Source organism: Paenibacillus sp. FSL W8-0919 (genome assembly GCF_038003785.1).
Taxonomy (GTDB): domain Bacteria; phylum Bacillota; class Bacilli; order Paenibacillales; family Paenibacillaceae; genus Paenibacillus_AQ; species Paenibacillus_AQ lactis.
This window is the reverse complement of sequence record NZ_JBBOPV010000001.1, coordinates 6,662,954-6,679,637: the sequence shown is the minus strand read 5'-3', so window position 1 is coordinate 6,679,637 and position 16,684 is coordinate 6,662,954. Positions and strand designations below refer to the sequence as shown.

Here is a 16,684-nt window from a genome sequence, read left to right as displayed (position 1 = left end):
TCCGTTATAAACGTACGGAAGATGGATGCTTCATTTACTAGAAATATAGATCATGGGCAGGGGAAAACTTCAGGTTTTTCCCTATTCCAATTCAATCCGATTTGAGGCGTCGTTTTTGTGATGATACCAAGGTTCTCGTTACGCAAAAAGCTGATTTGGTCGGCATTGGTATGCTTTCTCCTTCCGCTTGGCGGAATCTACTTACTGACAAACTATTTAACTAAGGATCTGCTGCTCGAACGGGCGGTTGTCAGCTCTGAGGATGCGCTGCGAGCAGTCCAGTCGGATGTGAACGGCGTGCTCGATCAGACGCTGGAGCTGTCGAACATCGTCCTCTCGAATACCGAAATCAGGCAGCAGATCACAGCCAGGCAGAATCGCAAGCTTAAGGAAGGGAACCTGGTGAATTACAGCAGGCTCGTTCGGCTGCTTGATGAGCTGTTCCGGCAGCATGACGAATACTATGTCACCATATTAGGAAAAAACGATGTTACATATACCAATTACTCTCACAGCGATTTCGATCCCAAGCAGCTGTATAAGCAGCCGTGGTTTGAACAGCTGAATCAACTTCCGTCCTTCTCAACCTATTGGGTCGGGCTGCAGGAGAACAGCTTCAATCCCCTGCAAAAACAAAGCTCCCACATCATAACCATAGGGCGCCCGATTCGGACGTCGGCCGGCAGTGTCATTGGTTATGTCATCATCAGCGTGAATGAGCGCAAAATTCGAAGCCACCTAATCCAGCGGGCAAATTCGGATCAGGAGATGATGCTGCTAAGCGAGGAGGGGATGGTCATTTCCCATTCAGACCCTTCCTTGATCGGAAGTCAAGTAGCATGGTGGAACAGGGACGAACAGTCATCGACAGTCGAAATGAACGGTCAGGAATATGTGTATGCCGAGCAGCCGATCCGCGCGAATTCCTGGCGTCTGGTTAGTTTAATCCCGTTATCCTCGGCCGTATCGAAGCACAAACAGATTCTATTAATCAGTTTTGGATTACAGGTGTTTTTCTTTACATTATTTTGTGTGCTGCTAACGGTGCTGATTGCGACATTCACGAAGCCAATCCGGGATTTAAGCCGCTTTATTACCCATATCGGCCGGGGAAGGCTGGATATGCGCTCGGGTATTAGAGGCAATCATGAGGTGTCCCTCCTGGCACGGACGATTGATCATATGCTGGATCGGATCGAATCCATGATCGAGCAGATTACGATTGAACAATCCAAGAAGCGCAAGGCGGAGCTGGAAATGCTGCAGGCACAAATTAATCCGCACTTTATGTTTAACCTCCTGAATTCGATCAGGCTTAACATTCTGATTCGGGGCGATCAGGAAAATGCCGAACTAATCGCTTCGCTGTCTTCACTGCTCAGGATGACCATTAACCGCGATAATGAGTTCATTCCGCTTCGCGAAGAGGTGGAGACCGTCCAGCATTATATCCGGCTCATGAATTTTCGCCATGCGAATCAGGTTCGACTGCGTATTGATTACGAGCCGGGCTGTGAGGGGGCCCTTGTTCCCCGGTTCATGATTCAGCCGTTCATTGAAAACGCGATTATTCATGGATTTGAGCAGTATGCCGGAGACATCTTTATTACGGCGGCACAGGTCCGTGACAATGCTTCGAATCAATTGCGCATATCTGTACGGGACAACGGGGTAGGCATGAATGAATCCAAGCTGCATGAGCTGCGCGCCAAGGTGATGAGCACACAGGAGCCTGCAGCATCTGCCAGGAAAGGTTTTTCCGGAATCGGCGTGCACAATGTGTTTCAGCGGCTGCGCCTAATCTACGGAGCGGACATTCAGCTGGAGATCGACAGCGAGCAGGACTTAGGAACAACCATCACGTTAATATTTCCATTCGAGATGGAGCGAGGTGAACAGGGTGCTGACAGCAATACTGGTGGATGATGATTATCCGGTAGTACGTTACTTGTCTCAAAGTATTTCATGGAAGGATCTTGGTATCGAATTGATCGGCTGTTATTCGAATGGCTTGGAGGCATGGGAGGATGCGCAGCAGCGCCTGCCCGACATCGTCATAACGGATATCGGAATGCCCAAAATGAATGGCTTGGAGATGCTGGAGAAATTCAGCAAGGTCAATCCCCGGTTTAGAGCCGTTATCCTATCCTGCCACAATGAGTTTCATTACGCACAGCAAGCCATGAAATTAAAGGTAAGCGATTATATTCTTAAAGAAAGCTTGAAGGTTGAGCAGCTGCAGGATGTGCTTCACAACCTGTCCGTTGATCTGAACGAGGAGAAGAAACAGGCGTCGGAAGTCATAAAGTATATGCAGAAGGATGCGCTGAACCGGTCGGCGCTCAAAGAAAAGCTGCTGAAGGATACGCTGTACCAGTCGTCTTGGACGAAGGAGGCATGGCTCAAGCACGCCCGGTTGAACGGAATTGTCCTGGATGCCAGATATTACTTGCCTGTGATCGTATCCATCGACCGGATATCGGAGGTGTCCCGGGCTCGCAATATGTATGATTACACCATCGCTTTTGCCGTCGAAAATATCCTGCAGGAAGTGCTGGACACCATGCACCGCAGCGTTATTTTTCATCACAATAGTTGCGAACTGGTGGTGTGGATCTGCTGCGAGGACCCTGTCAAGGAACAGCAGCTGCTGCATTACTCTTTGCAGAATGCCATAAGCGCCGTCCAACAATATTTGAAAATATCGATCACCTGTCTGCTGGGAAGGGAAGCGTCCGGGCCTACCGAGCTGCGGGCAGTGCTGATGCCTATGATGAAGGAGCTGAACCATCGGTTTTATTTAGAGGAAGCGAGAGTCCATCGTTTCAAGAAATCCTCCTTTGCGGATGGAGATATGTACGCGGAGTATGCTGCATTTTTCTCGAGAATGAATGACGCTCTGGCGCTGAACCGCTCGGAAAGCTTGGAAGGAATGCTTAACGAATGGGCGAAATGGGTGAAGAAGAGCCGGTTTCATCCCGCAGACGTCAAAGAATGGGTGCTTCAGCTTCTCATGGATTTGCAAATGAAGACGAAGGTCACGCTGCAGGTCCAGCAGAGCATTTCCGAAGAGAAGCTGTATGACGCCGTGAACGGCATTCATACGATGGAGCATTTGCTCAGCTGGATCAGGCATTATTTGAAGGAGCTCTCCCGCAAATTAAGCGTATTGTCAATTCAATCGAAACGGCCCGAAGTGATCCGGGCCCAGCAGTACGTCATACAGCATGTGACCGAGAAAGTGACCCTTGAGGAAATCGCGGGATACTTGAATCTGAATGCCAGCTATTTCAGCCGCCTGTTCAAGCGTGAAACCAACCAGAATTTCATCGAATATGTCAATATGGTCAAGCTGGAGAAGGCCAAACAATTATTACAGAAATCCAATAAATCAATTGAAGAAATATCGGATTATTTGGGCTATGCGAATAAGAGCTATTTTATCAAATTGTTCAAACGGGAATACGGAAAGACACCCAGCGAATATATGTCATGGAACTAATCCTGGTCCATGAGTCAGAGAGGAAGCGATAGCTTGCGGCAGAATGGTAGTGCAGCATATAACGCATTTCGTACGAAAGCCGATGTGAGGCAGGCGGTTACGGATATGCTGGAGCCGTTGAAACGGCGATTTACGCCGGGATGCGCTGGTCTTCAGCTTGGAGATACGGCTGCCGAATACAATGAGGCGATTGCTCTCATGGAGGCTTTCGCAAGGCCGTTATGGGGGCTGGTTCCCCATGCCGGCGGGGGAGGCGAATCAGATCTATGGCCTCTCTATCTGAAGGGGATCGTTAACGGAACCGACCCGGAACACGAGGAATACTGGGGGGCCTTTGCAACCAAGGACCAGCGAATGGTCGAGCAGGCCGTGCTGGGGCTTGGGCTGGCACTTGCGCCGCATAAACTTTGGCACCCGCTGAACGAGCGCGAGCAGGAAAACCTGTATGGTTGGTTGAATCAAATTAACTTGGTGGATCGTTCGAATCCGAATAATTGGCTGATGTTCACGGTTCTTGTGAATATCGGGTTCAAGAAGGTAGGAATGCCATATAACCAGGCCATCATGGATGAGTACCTGGATACGATAGAGTCCTATTATCTGGGGGATGGCTGGTATTCCGACGGCAAGACGGATCAGCGGGATTATTACATTCCTTTTGCCATGCATTTCTACACGCTGATCTACGCCAAACTGATGGAAGATGATGATCCGGTGCGCGCCAAGGTTTACCGGGAGCGGGCGAAGATATTTGCCGAGCAGTTCATCTATTGGTTTGCTGAGAATGGAAGCAGCATTCCTTTTGGACGCAGTCAGACCTACCGCTTCGCTCAAGTCTCCTTCTGGTGCGCGCTCGTATATGCCGGCGTCGAGCCGTTTTCGCTGGGGGTCATGAAAGGGATTATTATGCGCCATTTGCGGTGGTGGCTCGCCCAGCCGATCTTTACGACGGACGGTTTGCTTAGCATAGGCTACGCTTACCCTAATCTGATCATGGCAGAGAGCTATAATGCTCCCGGATCTCCTTACTGGGCGTTTAAAACCTTTCTCATTCTGGATTTGCCGGATGACCATCCATTCTGGTCGGTGGAGGAGGAACCCCTCCCCAGCTTGGAGCCGATCTCCGTTCAGCCACACGCTCGCATGATGATTTGCCGTCCGGAGGATGATGGACATGCTGTTGCTCTGGCATCAGGGCAAATGGCGAATTTCACTATGGCACACAGCGCAGCCAAATACTCAAAATTTGCTTACTCCACGCGCTTTGGCTTCAGCGTTCCCAAAGGCTATTACGGCTTGACGGAAGGGGCCTTCGATTCCATGCTTGCCCTGAGTGAGCGGGATGAGCATTATCGTGTGCGGCGTTACTGCGAGGAGTTTCAGGTTGAACAACAGTTTGTGTATTCGAGATGGCTGCCTTGGCACGACGTCGAGGTACGGACATGGCTTATTCCTGCAGGGCTGTGGCATGTGCGGATTCACCGCATTCATACGGGCCGCAGACTGACGGCGGCCGAAGGCGGATTCGCAGTGGGGAGGATGACCGGCTTGACCGGAAGCGAACCGGACGCCATCCGGACGGCAGCGGATCGAATTGCAGCGATTATGCCTGGAGGCATTAGCGGCATCGTCAATTTGCAAGGATATGACGGCGCGATGATGGTCTATCCGGAAGCCAATACGAATTTGCTGAAGCCGCGAACGATGATCCCTACGCTGATCGCGGAGCTTGAACCGGGGGACAGCTTCCTGATTTCTGCGGTATTCGGCGCTTCGAGCTCTGAAAGGAACGAAAGCGTTCTCAAACATCCGCCAAAGGTAGAACAGACGCCTGGAGGAACGATCAAGATCACCGAAGCTCTCTCCAGGAGCGTTATTGTTGAAATCAAGACAGAATAATCGGCAAAGGGGAGAGTAAAATGTGGAAGTTTGCGATTGAGGACGCCCTCGTCAAAATCAAACAGAATATTCAAAAACACCCTGGAAAATTACCACACATCATCGAAGGACAGCGCTATGATTGGGGTGAGAACAACGACTGGATCGAGGGCTTCTATACCGGCATGATGTGGCTCGCCTATGAATTTGGTCAGGATCCGTTCTATAAAGAAGCAGCCGAGTCCTATTTAGCCAACTTCAAGCATCGTCTGGACCATCATATCGAGCTGGACCACCATGATATCGGATTTTTATACTCACTGTCCGCGGTTGCACAGTGGCGTGTAACCGGGAATACAGCTGCGCGCGAGCTTGCGCTCCAAGCAGCCGATGCCTTATTAGCGCGGTGGAGGCCTAAGATCGGGGTTATTCAGGCATGGGGGAAAGAGGACGATCCCGAAAATGGGGGGCGGATCATTATCGACTGTCTGCTGAATCTCCCGCTTCTGTTCTGGGCGCATGAGCAGACAGGTGATGCTAAGTATTATGATGTAGCAATGAAGCATGCTCTTAAGAGCCAGAAGTTTCTGGTACGGGGGGACGGTTCTTCCTATCATACCTTCTACTTCGACACCGACAATGGAAATGCGCTCCGTGGAGGCACCCACCAGGGCTACCGGGACGGATCGACGTGGACCCGGGGCCAGGCATGGGGGATTTACGGTTTTGCCCTTGCATACAGATATACGAAGCATGCCGATTTCTTGTCAACGTCAAAGCGCATGGCCCGTTATTTTATCGATCGTCTGCCGGAGGATGCGGTCGTTTACTGGGATTTCGATGTTCCGGTCGAGGATGGCACACCGCGCGACAGCTCGGCCTCGGCGATTACGGCGTGCGGACTGCTTGAGCTGCTGGAGCTGATAGGAAACAGCGATCCCGATCGGGCTCTGTTTGAAGATGCGCTGAATCGCAGCATGAAATCACTCGTTGAGCGCTATGCCACGACCGATTTGCCGGACGCGGAAGGGCTGCTGAAGCATGGCTCCTATCACGTAAGGGGGGACCGGGCCCCGGACGATTATATGATTTGGGGCGATTATTATTATCTGGAAGCCCTTGTCCGGCTTGAGCGTGGAATCAAAGGCTATTGGTATGAAACATAAGATGGCGTTATAAGGTTCTAAACCTCTGACAGCTTTTAGCTGCAGAGGTTTTTTTACGATATGCGAGGGCAAGGCAAAGGGATGAACCAACAAGTAAAAATCGTACGGTATCCGTCAAATATGTTCATTATATCCACGCTTGAAGCCCGACTATAATAAGGGTGGCAATAAAATGAAAGCGATTTCAGTTTAAGGAGGAGATTCTGTTGGTAATAAAGAGGCCTGCCAGGACGGGAATGCTGCTCGTCTTCCTGCTGGTTGTGGTCACCGGACTTTCCGTCACCGTGATCTGGAGCCATGCGGCTCAGTCATCAGAGGATCCTGTTGTATTTACGATTAATGATGAACCCGTGACGGCTGAAGAGTTTCGATTTTTTTTGCAGCAGAACAAAGCTTTAACCGTCAGTGATTTCAAACGCAAATATCGTGCGGATTACCATGCGGATTTCTGGACCTCCTCCTACCAAGGACAGAATCCACTGGACTACGCCAAACAGAAAACGATCGAGGATTTGAAAAAAATAAAGATCGAGCAAATGCTGATGAAACGGTACGGGATCATCGAAGATTCGTCCTTTGCCTCCTTTTTGAAGCAGCTCGAAGCGGAGAATAAGGACAGGCAGCAGAATATTCGCAATAAGCAGCCGATTTACGGTCTTCAGAAGTATGGGGCCGAGCCATTTTATTCGTATCTCCACAGCATGAACTATCAAGCTCTAATCGATGACCTGGTCAAGAAGAATAAGGCTGCGCTTACGGATGCAGAGCTGAAGCCATTGTATGACGAGATTAAATCGGACGATTTTCATCTAGGCTATTCTTTTGATTACGAAATCATCTCGGCGGAAAGCCCGCGACCGTTGGAGCAGCTGCGGGATCAACTCTTATCGCGGCCTGGCAGTGTCCAGGAATCTATCGTTCCATTAGGGTTTTCGAAGGATATCGCCGTTCGGCGGGACACGCTGGACATGGATACAAAGTCCAAAGACGATGATGGGGCACAAGAGCTGCAGGAGATGTTCATGACCATGCAGCCCGGGGAGTTTACCGGCATTCTACGTGATCATAACGGCCCGATGATGCTAAGGCTTCTCGAAACCGAGGACAAGGGCTACGTGCCTTATGAGCAAGCGAGAACTTCCTTGGTTCAGATATATATGGAGAGGCAGCTGGAGCAGCTCGTTGAAGACCAACTGCGTCAAGCAACGATGGAGATCGACGAGGAGGTGCTTAAGACGATTTCGTTCTCGAATTAGATCATAAGAACAGGAGGGTGTTAAAAAATGAAGCTTGGTAAAATAAAGCCGATTCGAAGGCTGTTTGCCGTTTGTCTCAGCATGCTGTTAGGGTTCTCCCTGGCAACAACCGGTTTAACAGGCGGGCAGGCCAATGCTGCCGCTAACCCTAATGATGAAGTGGTTCATTCCCTAACAGATGGTGCGGTACCTCAAGCAGCTGTCGGCACAACCTATTATGTCAGTGTAGACGGGAATGATGCGGATGACGGAAGGTCGGAAGATCATGCGTGGGCAAGCCTTGAGAAAGTAAACAGCATGAAATTTGCTCCGGGTGACCGTGTCTTATTCAAAGCAGGGGACGTATGGAATGGCTCGCTTAAGCTTCGGGGAATCTCGGGTACCGAAGATGCTCCAATCGTATTCAGCAGCTATGGTGATATCGAGCAACTCGGCCGTCCTGTAATTAACGGAAATGGAACAACCACAACGGAAATTTCAAAGATCATACTTAATTATAAAGGGGTAGCCGACAAGACGATGTCAGCCACCATCGATGTCGTGGACGGAAGCTATCTCGAGTTTTCCAACTTTGAGCTGACCAACTACAACCCGAACGTCGTTTCCCAGCGCGCAGGCATCAATATTCGTACGGCTTCCACCACGGTAACGGAATGGGAGGCGAACCCCCATAAGGGAATCGTCATCAAGAATAACTATATCCATGATGTGGACGGGAATCCGAAGGGGTGGAAGATCGGCAGCGGAGGCATCCTGATCCTTGGCAATATTTCGGATGTTCTGGTTGAAGGCAATATTGTAAAGCGGGTGGATATCGAAGGCATCCGTAACGCCGGGCTGTATAAGGAAGGCGATGTCAAAGCCAACTTCCCAAGGGTTTTTGAAAATATTATTTTCAGAAATAACTACGTGGAAGAGGTTCAAGGCGATGGCTTTGTCATGAGCAATGTCGGCACGAATGGAAGAATGGAGTACAACACCGTAGTCAAGCATTCCGCAAAAAACGTGGGGAATGTCAATTATGCCGGTCTTTGGGTCATCGGCGTCAAGGATATGGTGATGCAATTCAACGAAGTATATGGCGGCATCTACGGGTACAATGACGGTCAAGCCTTTGACGTCGATATGTTCTGTGAGGGGACGTTGTATCAATACAACTACAGTCACAGTAATCGAGGCGGCTTTATTCTTTTTATGGACGGCTCCACCAATTCCGTCGCCCGGTATAATATCAGCGTAAACGATGGCGACGGCAGATATTTGCTGCATTATTTGCCGACAAGGGAAGCGTACGCGCCGCTTATTCATAACAATACGTTCTTCACGGATGCGAATATTTCGACCAAAATCTTTAATGCCTCCGGTAAATACGCCAAATTGTATAATAATATTTTCTATACGAAAGCGGATACGCCGATGGGGGCAAGCACGTTTTCCGGCGGTGAGATCAAGCATAATGTGTTCTATCCCGGGACGAATATCAAAGATACCGACTTTCCTGGTGCAGCTGTAGAAGATAATATCTTCGAAAGCCCGAAATTGGCCAGACCCGGCGAAGAGCCGAAGGATATTATTGATGCAGGAGCCGGTTTTTTCGATGTTGAGCAATTGAATGGATATAAGCTGTTACCGGGATCGCCGGCTATTAATGCAGGGACGGATATTCGGAATCTCACTCCCTCTGTGTGGGCTCCGGCAGATAAGGATTTCTTCAACAACCCGATAACGGATGGCTCCATTGATATCGGCGCTCACGAATATTCGAACGACGAACCGGATCATCAGGTTCCCGAGGTCTTGCCGGTATCGATGAGTTTAAATTATGAGAAACTGGACCTGTACGCGCAGCAGGCAGGCAAAACATTAACCGCCCAGTTCGAACCGAAGGACACCTGGTTCAAAGGAGTCAAGTGGTCAAGCAGCGACAGCCAGGTCGCAGCGGTAAGTCCGAATGGGTTCATTACACCCGTTCGTCCCGGTGAAGCCATCATCCGGGCTGAAAGCACGGTTCATCCGGCTATCTATGCTGAGGCCCATCTAACCGTGCATGCTGCATCAAGCATTGAATCATATCAGGTCGCTGCGGATTCACTCGAGTTATCCGAATCCAATCCATCCGTTCAGCTGCGAATGGATGGCATAACCGAGGACGGAGTTGTGATGGAGCATGCGCCTTATTATCGCGTTCGATATGAGGCGGATCCGAAATCGTTCAACATTGATCCGGACACCGGCATTTTGACTGCAATCGGCGACCTTTCCGGCATGGATTCAGTCGAGGTTAAGGCCGAGGTACAGGAATATCAGGATCTTCAATACTCCCAGAGCTTTGAAGCCGGGTGGGGGGACTTCATGCCGGAGACCGGAACCGAGATTACGACAGGAGCGATCTCCGATAAAGTTGCCTATCAAGGCGAGCGCAGTGCGCTGTTTGTTACCGGGAACGGCAGCAATGCGATCCAGAAGCTGTTCGGGACCAAGCAGCAAGGAATTGTAACGATCATGATGTACGATGACGGCTCCAAATCCGGAAACACGCGGGTTGTAGCCCATGTCGGCAACGCGAGAACCACTTTGCTCGCAGGAATGGGCGTGCTTTACGATGGCAGTAGCTATGGGTCGCAGGATTATTATTCCGTACGGGCAAGCAGCTCCTCAACCGCTTGGGAGGCAACCCAAGTGAAACGCAGCAAGGGCTGGCATGAGTTGAAATGGGACTACACTTCAGGCACAGATTTAAAGATGTACATTGACGGGCAATTGGTAAAAACGACGAGTGCCATAAAAGATTTTGACCGGATCGTACTCGGCTTCTTATGGGATTCGGCGAATGGCCGTACCTTCGCTTTCGATAACATCAAGTACGCTTTAACCGATGAGAAGATTACGAAGTCTGCTGCTCTGCTTACTTTGTCCGTCAAGCAAAAAGCGGATAAGGCGGCATTAGAGCAGGCCATAACCGTTGCGCAGAGCGTCTATGATTCTGCAGTAGAAGGAGATGAACCGGGCCAGTATCCTGAAGGCTCGAAGCTTTGCTTGTATGAGGCGATCGAAGCTGCCGAACAGGCGCTGAGTAAAGAGGATTTAACGCAAGCGGAGATCGATGCGGCTGTGATCGCACTTCAGGAGGCGGTAAAGGCATTCCAATCCTCGGTGATCGTCGATCCGTCCGTACCGGCGGATAAGCGTGAATTGAATGAAGCCATTACGGTTGCGAAAGCGGTCTACGCCGAGGCCGTAGAAGGAAGTGCGCCGGGGGAATATCCGCTGGGAGCAAAGCAGAAGCTCCATTTAGCCATTGAGGCTGCTGAAGCCGTCATGGAACGCGAGGATGTCACGCAAGGAGAAATTCAAGCAGCCGTTACGGCTTTAATTGCGGCTGTCGCCGAATTCAAGGCAAGCGTTATTCCAGGCAGTGAAGCACCGCCTAGCTGGACGGAAGGGAGACTCGTAGCGGAGAAAGTATCGCCATCGAGCGTCACCCTGCATTGGTCCGGTACCATTAAAGCCGATCAGGTGGATAAGTTTATAATCTATCAAAATGGTGCAGAACGAGTGACCGTGACCGGATCCGTATACCGGTACGAGGCTGCCGGATTAAGTCCGAATACGCCATACACATTCAAGATTGAAGCCGGCGATTCGAATGGACAATGGAGCACCGACGGTCCTGAAATATCCGTAACGACAGCAGCCGCCGTCGTCGATCCGGGCGCTGGAGGCGGCTCTTCGGATGGCGGGCCATCAACGCCTATGCCAGCCCCTTCTGTGCCGAATACGGGCGGACAGGAAGACGGCAAGGATGCGGAGGGAGATGACGGGGAAGAGGTCGTGAAACCAACACCTCCGAAGCCAGGGATAAGCCTTACCGATCTTTATGGACACTGGGCTGAGTCTGCGATCCGGAAAGCTGTTGAGCTAGGGTGGGCTCGGGGATATGCGGATAAGACCTTCCGGCCGAACGCCAACATTACTCGTGCGGAGTTTGCCGTGTTGTTGGGAAGGGCCTTGGATTTGGATCAGCAGGAGGCTTCGGCAGACCTCAAGGATATGAACCGGATTCCTGTCTGGGCTAGACCGTATGTGGCTGGGGCCGTCAAGGCCGGAATCATTCAAGGGTATAGGGATCATACCTTCCGGCCGTCGCAGGAAATTACCCGACTCGAGATGGCTGTCATGATCGCAAGAGCGAAGGGGGTGCCATTGGATTCCACGGCGAGCGTTCCATTTGCCGATGCAGAGCTAATCCCTGCTTGGGCTAAGCCGTATTTGGCTGCAGCTTACGACGCGAAGCTGATTCAAGGAAGAGGAGGCGGCATGTTTGCCCCGCACCAGCCTGCGACCCGGGCTGAATCCGTTCACTTGATCGTTGCTATGCTGAGCGAGTAATAGAGGGGATGCCTAAATGTATTTTGAAGGGGCTAACGGCTAAAACTTTAAATTTTGCATTGTAAAGGGGCTGGCCCATAAGTAAATCCGCTGCTTGATGACAGCCCCACAATCAAAAAGCATATCAAAACAAGGGATGGTGCTGCTTCGGATGTTATCCGTGAGCCGCCATCTTTTGTTTATCGATCATGCGGAGCACCCCACAAGGTACGAAAAACCTGACCATGTACGAAAAAAGAGCGTACTTTTCAAACATCCCGATCGGAACGATAATGAGGGTGTCTACAACATCAAACCGAATGGAGAGAGAACGCATGAATATATTGGTTGTTGCTGCTCACCCGAATTTGGAGAATTCCCGCGCGAACCGGGCACTGCTTGATGCAATCCAAGGAATCGAAAATGTGCATGTCCACGATCTGTATAAGGAATATCCGAATTGGCATATTGATGTAAAGCGGGAGCAGGAGCTCCTGCTCGGATACGAGCGGATCGTATTCCAGTTTCCGTTCTATTGGTACAGCTGCCCGCCGCTTTTGAAAAAATGGTTCGATGATGTATTGGTTCACGGATGGGCATTCGGCCCGGACGGCAATCATCTGAAGGATAAGGAGTTTTTGGTTGCCACGACGGTAGGCGGCTCGGAGAACGGGTACCGTGCAGGCGGGGATAACTGGTTTACGGTCAGTGAGCTGCTGCGGCCGATGCAGGCCACGTTGACCCGCTGCAAGGGGAAATTCCTCCCGCCTTATGCTATGTATGATGCGGACCGGCTGACGCCTCAGCAATTTCCGGAGCAGGCAGAACGTTATGCAGAGCATATCCAGGCCGGGGTCAAGCAGCTGGCGCGCTAAACATTCACTTGCCTGCCACAACGCCAATGAGGGATGATATGGTAATGGGTCGGCGGGCAGCTTCTTGGACTGCTTGCCGCCGACATTTCCCGCTTCGTGCCCGCGCCGCACGAGCGAAAGGGGACGAAGCGCCTGATTGGGGGAATGACGATGCAGATCGATGAACCGGTCCACCTTGAACCTTATGACGAGAGCTGGAGGGAATTGTACCTGTCGGAGCGTGAGCGCCTGCTGCGTTCCGTCGGCGAGTTAACGAAGGCCATTGAGCATTTCGGAAGCACATCCGTGCCGGGAATGAAGGCCAAGCCGATCATCGATATATTGGTGGGTGTAGAGGACCCGTCCGCTGCAGCGGATGAGATCATCCGGCGTCTGAACGGCATCGGATACGAGCAGCTGGGTGAAGCCGGTATTCCCGGAAGGCGATATTTTCGCCAAAGAGGCCTCCATGATTACAATGTGCACGTCGTTCAATATCGAGGGGAGCTTTGGAACAACAACCTGCTGCTCCGCGATTATTTGAGGGAGCATCCCGAGGAAGCGCAGCGCTACAGCGACATGAAGAAGCACATTCTTGAACGCGGTGCGCAGACCTTGTTATCCTACTCGGATCAGAAGCAAACATTTGTGAGCGGACTGCTGGAGCGGGCAGCAGCATGGGACGGAGCTTAACGAAAATATTTATCCCTGCTTTATTGGGCCGGGCCCTGCGTCATGGTCTTGCTCTGCTTTCGGAATTCCGACGGGGTAAGGCCATGCACCTTTTTAAACGTTTTGCTGAAGTGGACATAGTCCGAGTACCCGACGCGATATGCGGCCTCCTGCGCGGACAAGCCGCCTTGTGCGAGCAGCTCCTTCGCTTTCTCCATCCGTACCTGCGTTACATACTTGACGAAATTCATATTGGTCTCGTTCTTGAAGGTCCGGCTTAAGTAGGTCACCGACATCCCGAGCGAGTCGGCCACCTCCTGCAAGGACAGATCCTCCGCCGCATAATTCTCCTCGATATAACGCTTGGCTTTCACGATATTGTGATGCGCTCCGAGATTCCGCATGCCTTTTATCCAATAGATGGTCTCGCTTATGCTCTTAAGAAGACGCTGTCTGCAGGCTTCCTTGTCATCGTCCTGAGCGATGTCCGGGGTGTGCAAGCCGTTCCTAAGCTCCCCGTCCGGCAGCTTTAATCCACGCTCCTCCAGCATTAGCAGCAATTCCTGCATAAGCATTCGAACATAGCGCGGCAAACTGACATCTGCCGGTCCGCCTGTTTCGAAATGGGCGATCATGTCGCCGGCGAGCGCCAAGGCTTCGCGCTCCTGCGCCGACCAGAGCAGGTCGACGAGCTGTGCCTTCGACCGCTGCTGGGCAAGCGTCCAAGCGGTCTGACGGGAGAAGCGCTCCACCCGGCGATCCAGCTCTTCGCAGGCCTTCACCAGCGCCGCATGGAACTGGGCAGGATCGACCGGCTTCAGCAGAAAATCGGATACCCCGCAGCGCATCGCCTGCCGGGCATACTCGAAATTGTCGTGACCCGACAGAATCAGGATAAACGTATGCTTGCGGCTCTCTCTAACCCTGCGGATGAACTCCAGTCCATCCATTTCGGGCATGCAAATATCCGTCACGATAATATCGGGCGAGGTCTCTTCCATCAATTTCAGCGCTTCGGCGCCATCCTCCGCTTCAGCCACCACTTCAATCCCAAGACCCGACATCTCCGTCAGTTTTCTTAGGCTCAAATGAATCGCATATTCGTCATCGATGATCATCAATTTGTACATGCCGAAGCCTCCTCGTCAGCAGTATAGGGAAGACGGATTTCGAAGATGGTTCCTTCGTCCGGCGCCGAATGGATCAGCTGCAGCCCATATCCGGAGCCGAAGGTAAGCGCGAGCCGTTCATGAACGTTCAGGAGGCCGATGCCGCTCGTAGCTTCCCCTTGTGGTTCCTCGGCATGCAGATCTCCTCCCGGATACACCGCCGATTGTAGAGCCCGCCGAATCCGGGCCAGCTTCTCCGGCGGCATGCCGTTGCCTTCATCGCGGATGACGATGACGAAGCAGCTGCTCTCGGCCCGCGCGCTGATGCCGATATACCGAGGCTTCCTGCCGCGATATCCGTGAATGAACACATTCTCGACGATCGGCTGCAGCGTCAGTCTGACGGCCTGGACCCGGGTGACAAAGCGTTCATCGACATCCAGCTCGACTTCAAGCTTGCGGAAGCGGGCTTGCTGAAGCTCCAGATAGGCCTGGATATGCGCAATTTCCTCTCGGAGCAGGACGATGGATCCGGCGTGGCTAATATTGTAACGGAACATATGGGCAAGCGCGCGCGTCATGCGGCTGATCTCCATATGATTGTCCGCGATGGCGTAAGAGTTGATGATTTCCAAGGAATTGTACAGAAAATGCGGGTTGATGTGGGATTGCATCGACCGCAGCGCGGACTCCTTCTGTTTGATAATCAGCTCGCGCTCTTTGAGCTGCGAGGTATGAACCTCCCGGATCAGACGCTTGAGCTCATCCGTCATTCGGTAAAAGCTATGGAAAACAGCGCGCATTTCATTGTTCCGGAATGAATGCGTCTTGGCAGGCAGAACAAAGTCACCCTTCTCCACTCGGGCCATCAGCTTCTGCAGCATCACAAGCGGCCGTGTCAACGACAAGGAAAAGCCCCCAACAAGAGCCAGCGAGATGCCGATGAGTACGGCCGCCGCCGCCAAAGAATAATTCCGCTGCGTGATCAGATTGCCGATCAGGCTGCTCAGCGGAAGATCGGCAACGACGGTCCAGCCGGCAATCCGCGATTGCTCATGGATCACCATCTTTTCTGCCGGAGAGGCCGGATCCTGGTGGCGAAAGAAGGAGGAGCTGCTGCGGCTCTCCAAGCGTCTCAGCAGACTTTCTTCGACCTCGGTTCCGATGAGGCTGGAATCGGGATGATAGATGATTTGCCCTTCGCTTCCCATAATCCAGACGTTGAAGCTGCCCAGGGAATCATTGGTGCAGATCGCTCCGATCTGCTGCAGATTGAGATCAACAACCAGCAGGCCCTTGTACAGAAAGGACGAGTTGTCATAGAGCTTCCGGGCAATCGTCAGGGACGGTGTGGGTCCAACCTTGCTTAGCCCCAGGATCTGAAAGTCGCTCAGCTGATCCATCCGGGAGAGATAGGACAGATTGCGTTTGCGGATATCCGTCATATTGAGCAGTCCGGGAGCCTGTTCGTAATCGGTGATCTGCCGTTTGTTGCTGGCAACCAGCGAGATGCCGATGATATCGGATCGGCCGTAGATCATCTGGGCGAACAGATCGTCTTCGACCTTCTTGGCGAGCTGGAAGTACTGGTAGGGAGTTAAGGGCTGGGCCGACAGAAATTGTTGAATCTGCGGATTATGGATGAAAGGATACGTAGAATTCTCCAGATTGTTGATATAGGAATCCAGCGACACGTTGGTCTGCTCGATGATGCGTTTATTCGTGTCGACGGCAAACTTCTCGATGGCTTCGGTGGAGGACTGGTACCAGAAGCTGCCAAGCAGAAAGAATGGAAGACCGATGAATACAATAATCAATACGAACAGTCGCTGGTTGATGGTCAGATTGCCAAAGGACATCCGCTGCTTGTTCATCTATG

At 51.7% G+C, this 16,684-nt stretch carries 10 protein-coding genes; 8 read left to right on the top strand and 2 right to left on the bottom strand.

Going from position 1 to position 16,684, the window contains the following annotated elements; genetic code table 11:
* Nucleotides 1-120: 120 nt before the first annotated feature.
* The 8 genes from NST44_RS30135 (at nt 121) to NST44_RS30100 (ending at nt 13,717) form a co-directional block, all read left to right on the top strand.
* Nucleotides 121-1,926 carry a sensor histidine kinase gene (locus tag NST44_RS30135; protein ID WP_340901467.1) on the top strand — a complete coding sequence of 602 codons (1,806 nt, stop codon included), beginning with the start codon at nt 121-123 and terminating at the stop codon, nt 1,924-1,926.
* Nucleotides 1,901-3,502, top strand: a complete 1,602-nt coding sequence (locus NST44_RS30130; protein WP_340901376.1) for a response regulator transcription factor — start codon at nt 1,901-1,903, stop codon at nt 3,500-3,502. Before NST44_RS30135 ends, NST44_RS30130 begins: the two co-directional genes overlap by 26 nt.
* Nucleotides 3,503-3,535: 33 nt before the next feature.
* Nucleotides 3,536-5,401, top strand: a complete 1,866-nt coding sequence (locus NST44_RS30125) for a DUF2264 domain-containing protein (RefSeq protein ID WP_340901375.1) — start codon at nt 3,536-3,538, stop codon at nt 5,399-5,401.
* Nucleotides 5,402-5,421: 20 nt separating this feature from the next.
* Nucleotides 5,422-6,546: a glycoside hydrolase family 88 protein gene (locus NST44_RS30120; protein ID WP_007131523.1), complete on the top strand. Its 1,125-nt coding sequence runs from the start codon at nt 5,422-5,424 to the stop codon at nt 6,544-6,546.
* Between the two features lie 206 nt (nt 6,547-6,752).
* Nucleotides 6,753-7,802, top strand: coding sequence for a peptidylprolyl isomerase (locus NST44_RS30115; RefSeq protein WP_340901374.1), 1,050 nt, complete (start codon nt 6,753-6,755; stop codon nt 7,800-7,802).
* 27 nt (nt 7,803-7,829) lie between these two features.
* Nucleotides 7,830-12,191, top strand: a complete 4,362-nt coding sequence (locus tag NST44_RS30110; RefSeq protein ID WP_340901373.1) for an S-layer homology domain-containing protein — start codon at nt 7,830-7,832, stop codon at nt 12,189-12,191.
* A 314-nt stretch (nt 12,192-12,505) separates the two neighbouring features.
* Nucleotides 12,506-13,045 (top strand): NAD(P)H-dependent oxidoreductase, encoded by a 540-nt coding sequence (locus NST44_RS30105; RefSeq protein ID WP_340901372.1) that lies wholly within the window; start codon nt 12,506-12,508, stop codon nt 13,043-13,045.
* A gap of 150 nt (nt 13,046-13,195) precedes the next feature.
* Entirely contained in the window at nt 13,196-13,717 is a 522-nt protein-coding gene (locus NST44_RS30100; protein ID WP_340901371.1) for a GrpB family protein, read from the top strand.
* Nucleotides 13,718-13,737: 20 nt separating this feature from the next.
* Here NST44_RS30100 and NST44_RS30095 read toward each other — a convergent pair whose 3' ends face one another.
* Together NST44_RS30095 and NST44_RS30090 are read right to left on the bottom strand one after the other, a co-directional pair.
* The gene (locus NST44_RS30095; RefSeq protein ID WP_007131530.1) at nt 13,738-14,826 is read right to left on the bottom strand and encodes a response regulator transcription factor; all 1,089 of its coding nucleotides are present in this window, start codon (nt 14,824-14,826) and stop codon (nt 13,738-13,740) included.
* Nucleotides 14,814-16,679 carry a sensor histidine kinase gene (locus NST44_RS30090; protein WP_340901370.1) on the bottom strand — a complete coding sequence of 622 codons (1,866 nt, stop codon included), beginning with the start codon at nt 16,677-16,679 and terminating at the stop codon, nt 14,814-14,816. The genes NST44_RS30095 and NST44_RS30090 overlap by 13 nt, the downstream gene beginning before the upstream one ends.
* Between the last annotated feature and the right edge of the window lie 5 nt (nt 16,680-16,684).

Coding starts and splice junctions, on each gene's coding strand:
- NST44_RS30120 (WP_007131523.1), top strand. CDS start 5,422: ATGTGGAAGTTTGCGATTGAGGACGCCCTCGTCAAAATCAAACAGAAT.
- NST44_RS30135 (WP_340901467.1), top strand. CDS start 121: ATGATACCAAGGTTCTCGTTACGCAAAAAGCTGATTTGGTCGGCATTG.
- NST44_RS30090 (WP_340901370.1), bottom strand. CDS start 16,679: ATGAACAAGCAGCGGATGTCCTTTGGCAATCTGACCATCAACCAGCGA.
- NST44_RS30100 (WP_340901371.1), top strand. CDS start 13,196: ATGCAGATCGATGAACCGGTCCACCTTGAACCTTATGACGAGAGCTGG.
- NST44_RS30110 (WP_340901373.1), top strand. CDS start 7,830: ATGAAGCTTGGTAAAATAAAGCCGATTCGAAGGCTGTTTGCCGTTTGT.
- NST44_RS30105 (WP_340901372.1), top strand. CDS start 12,506: ATGAATATATTGGTTGTTGCTGCTCACCCGAATTTGGAGAATTCCCGC.
- NST44_RS30095 (WP_007131530.1), bottom strand. CDS start 14,826: ATGTACAAATTGATGATCATCGATGACGAATATGCGATTCATTTGAGC.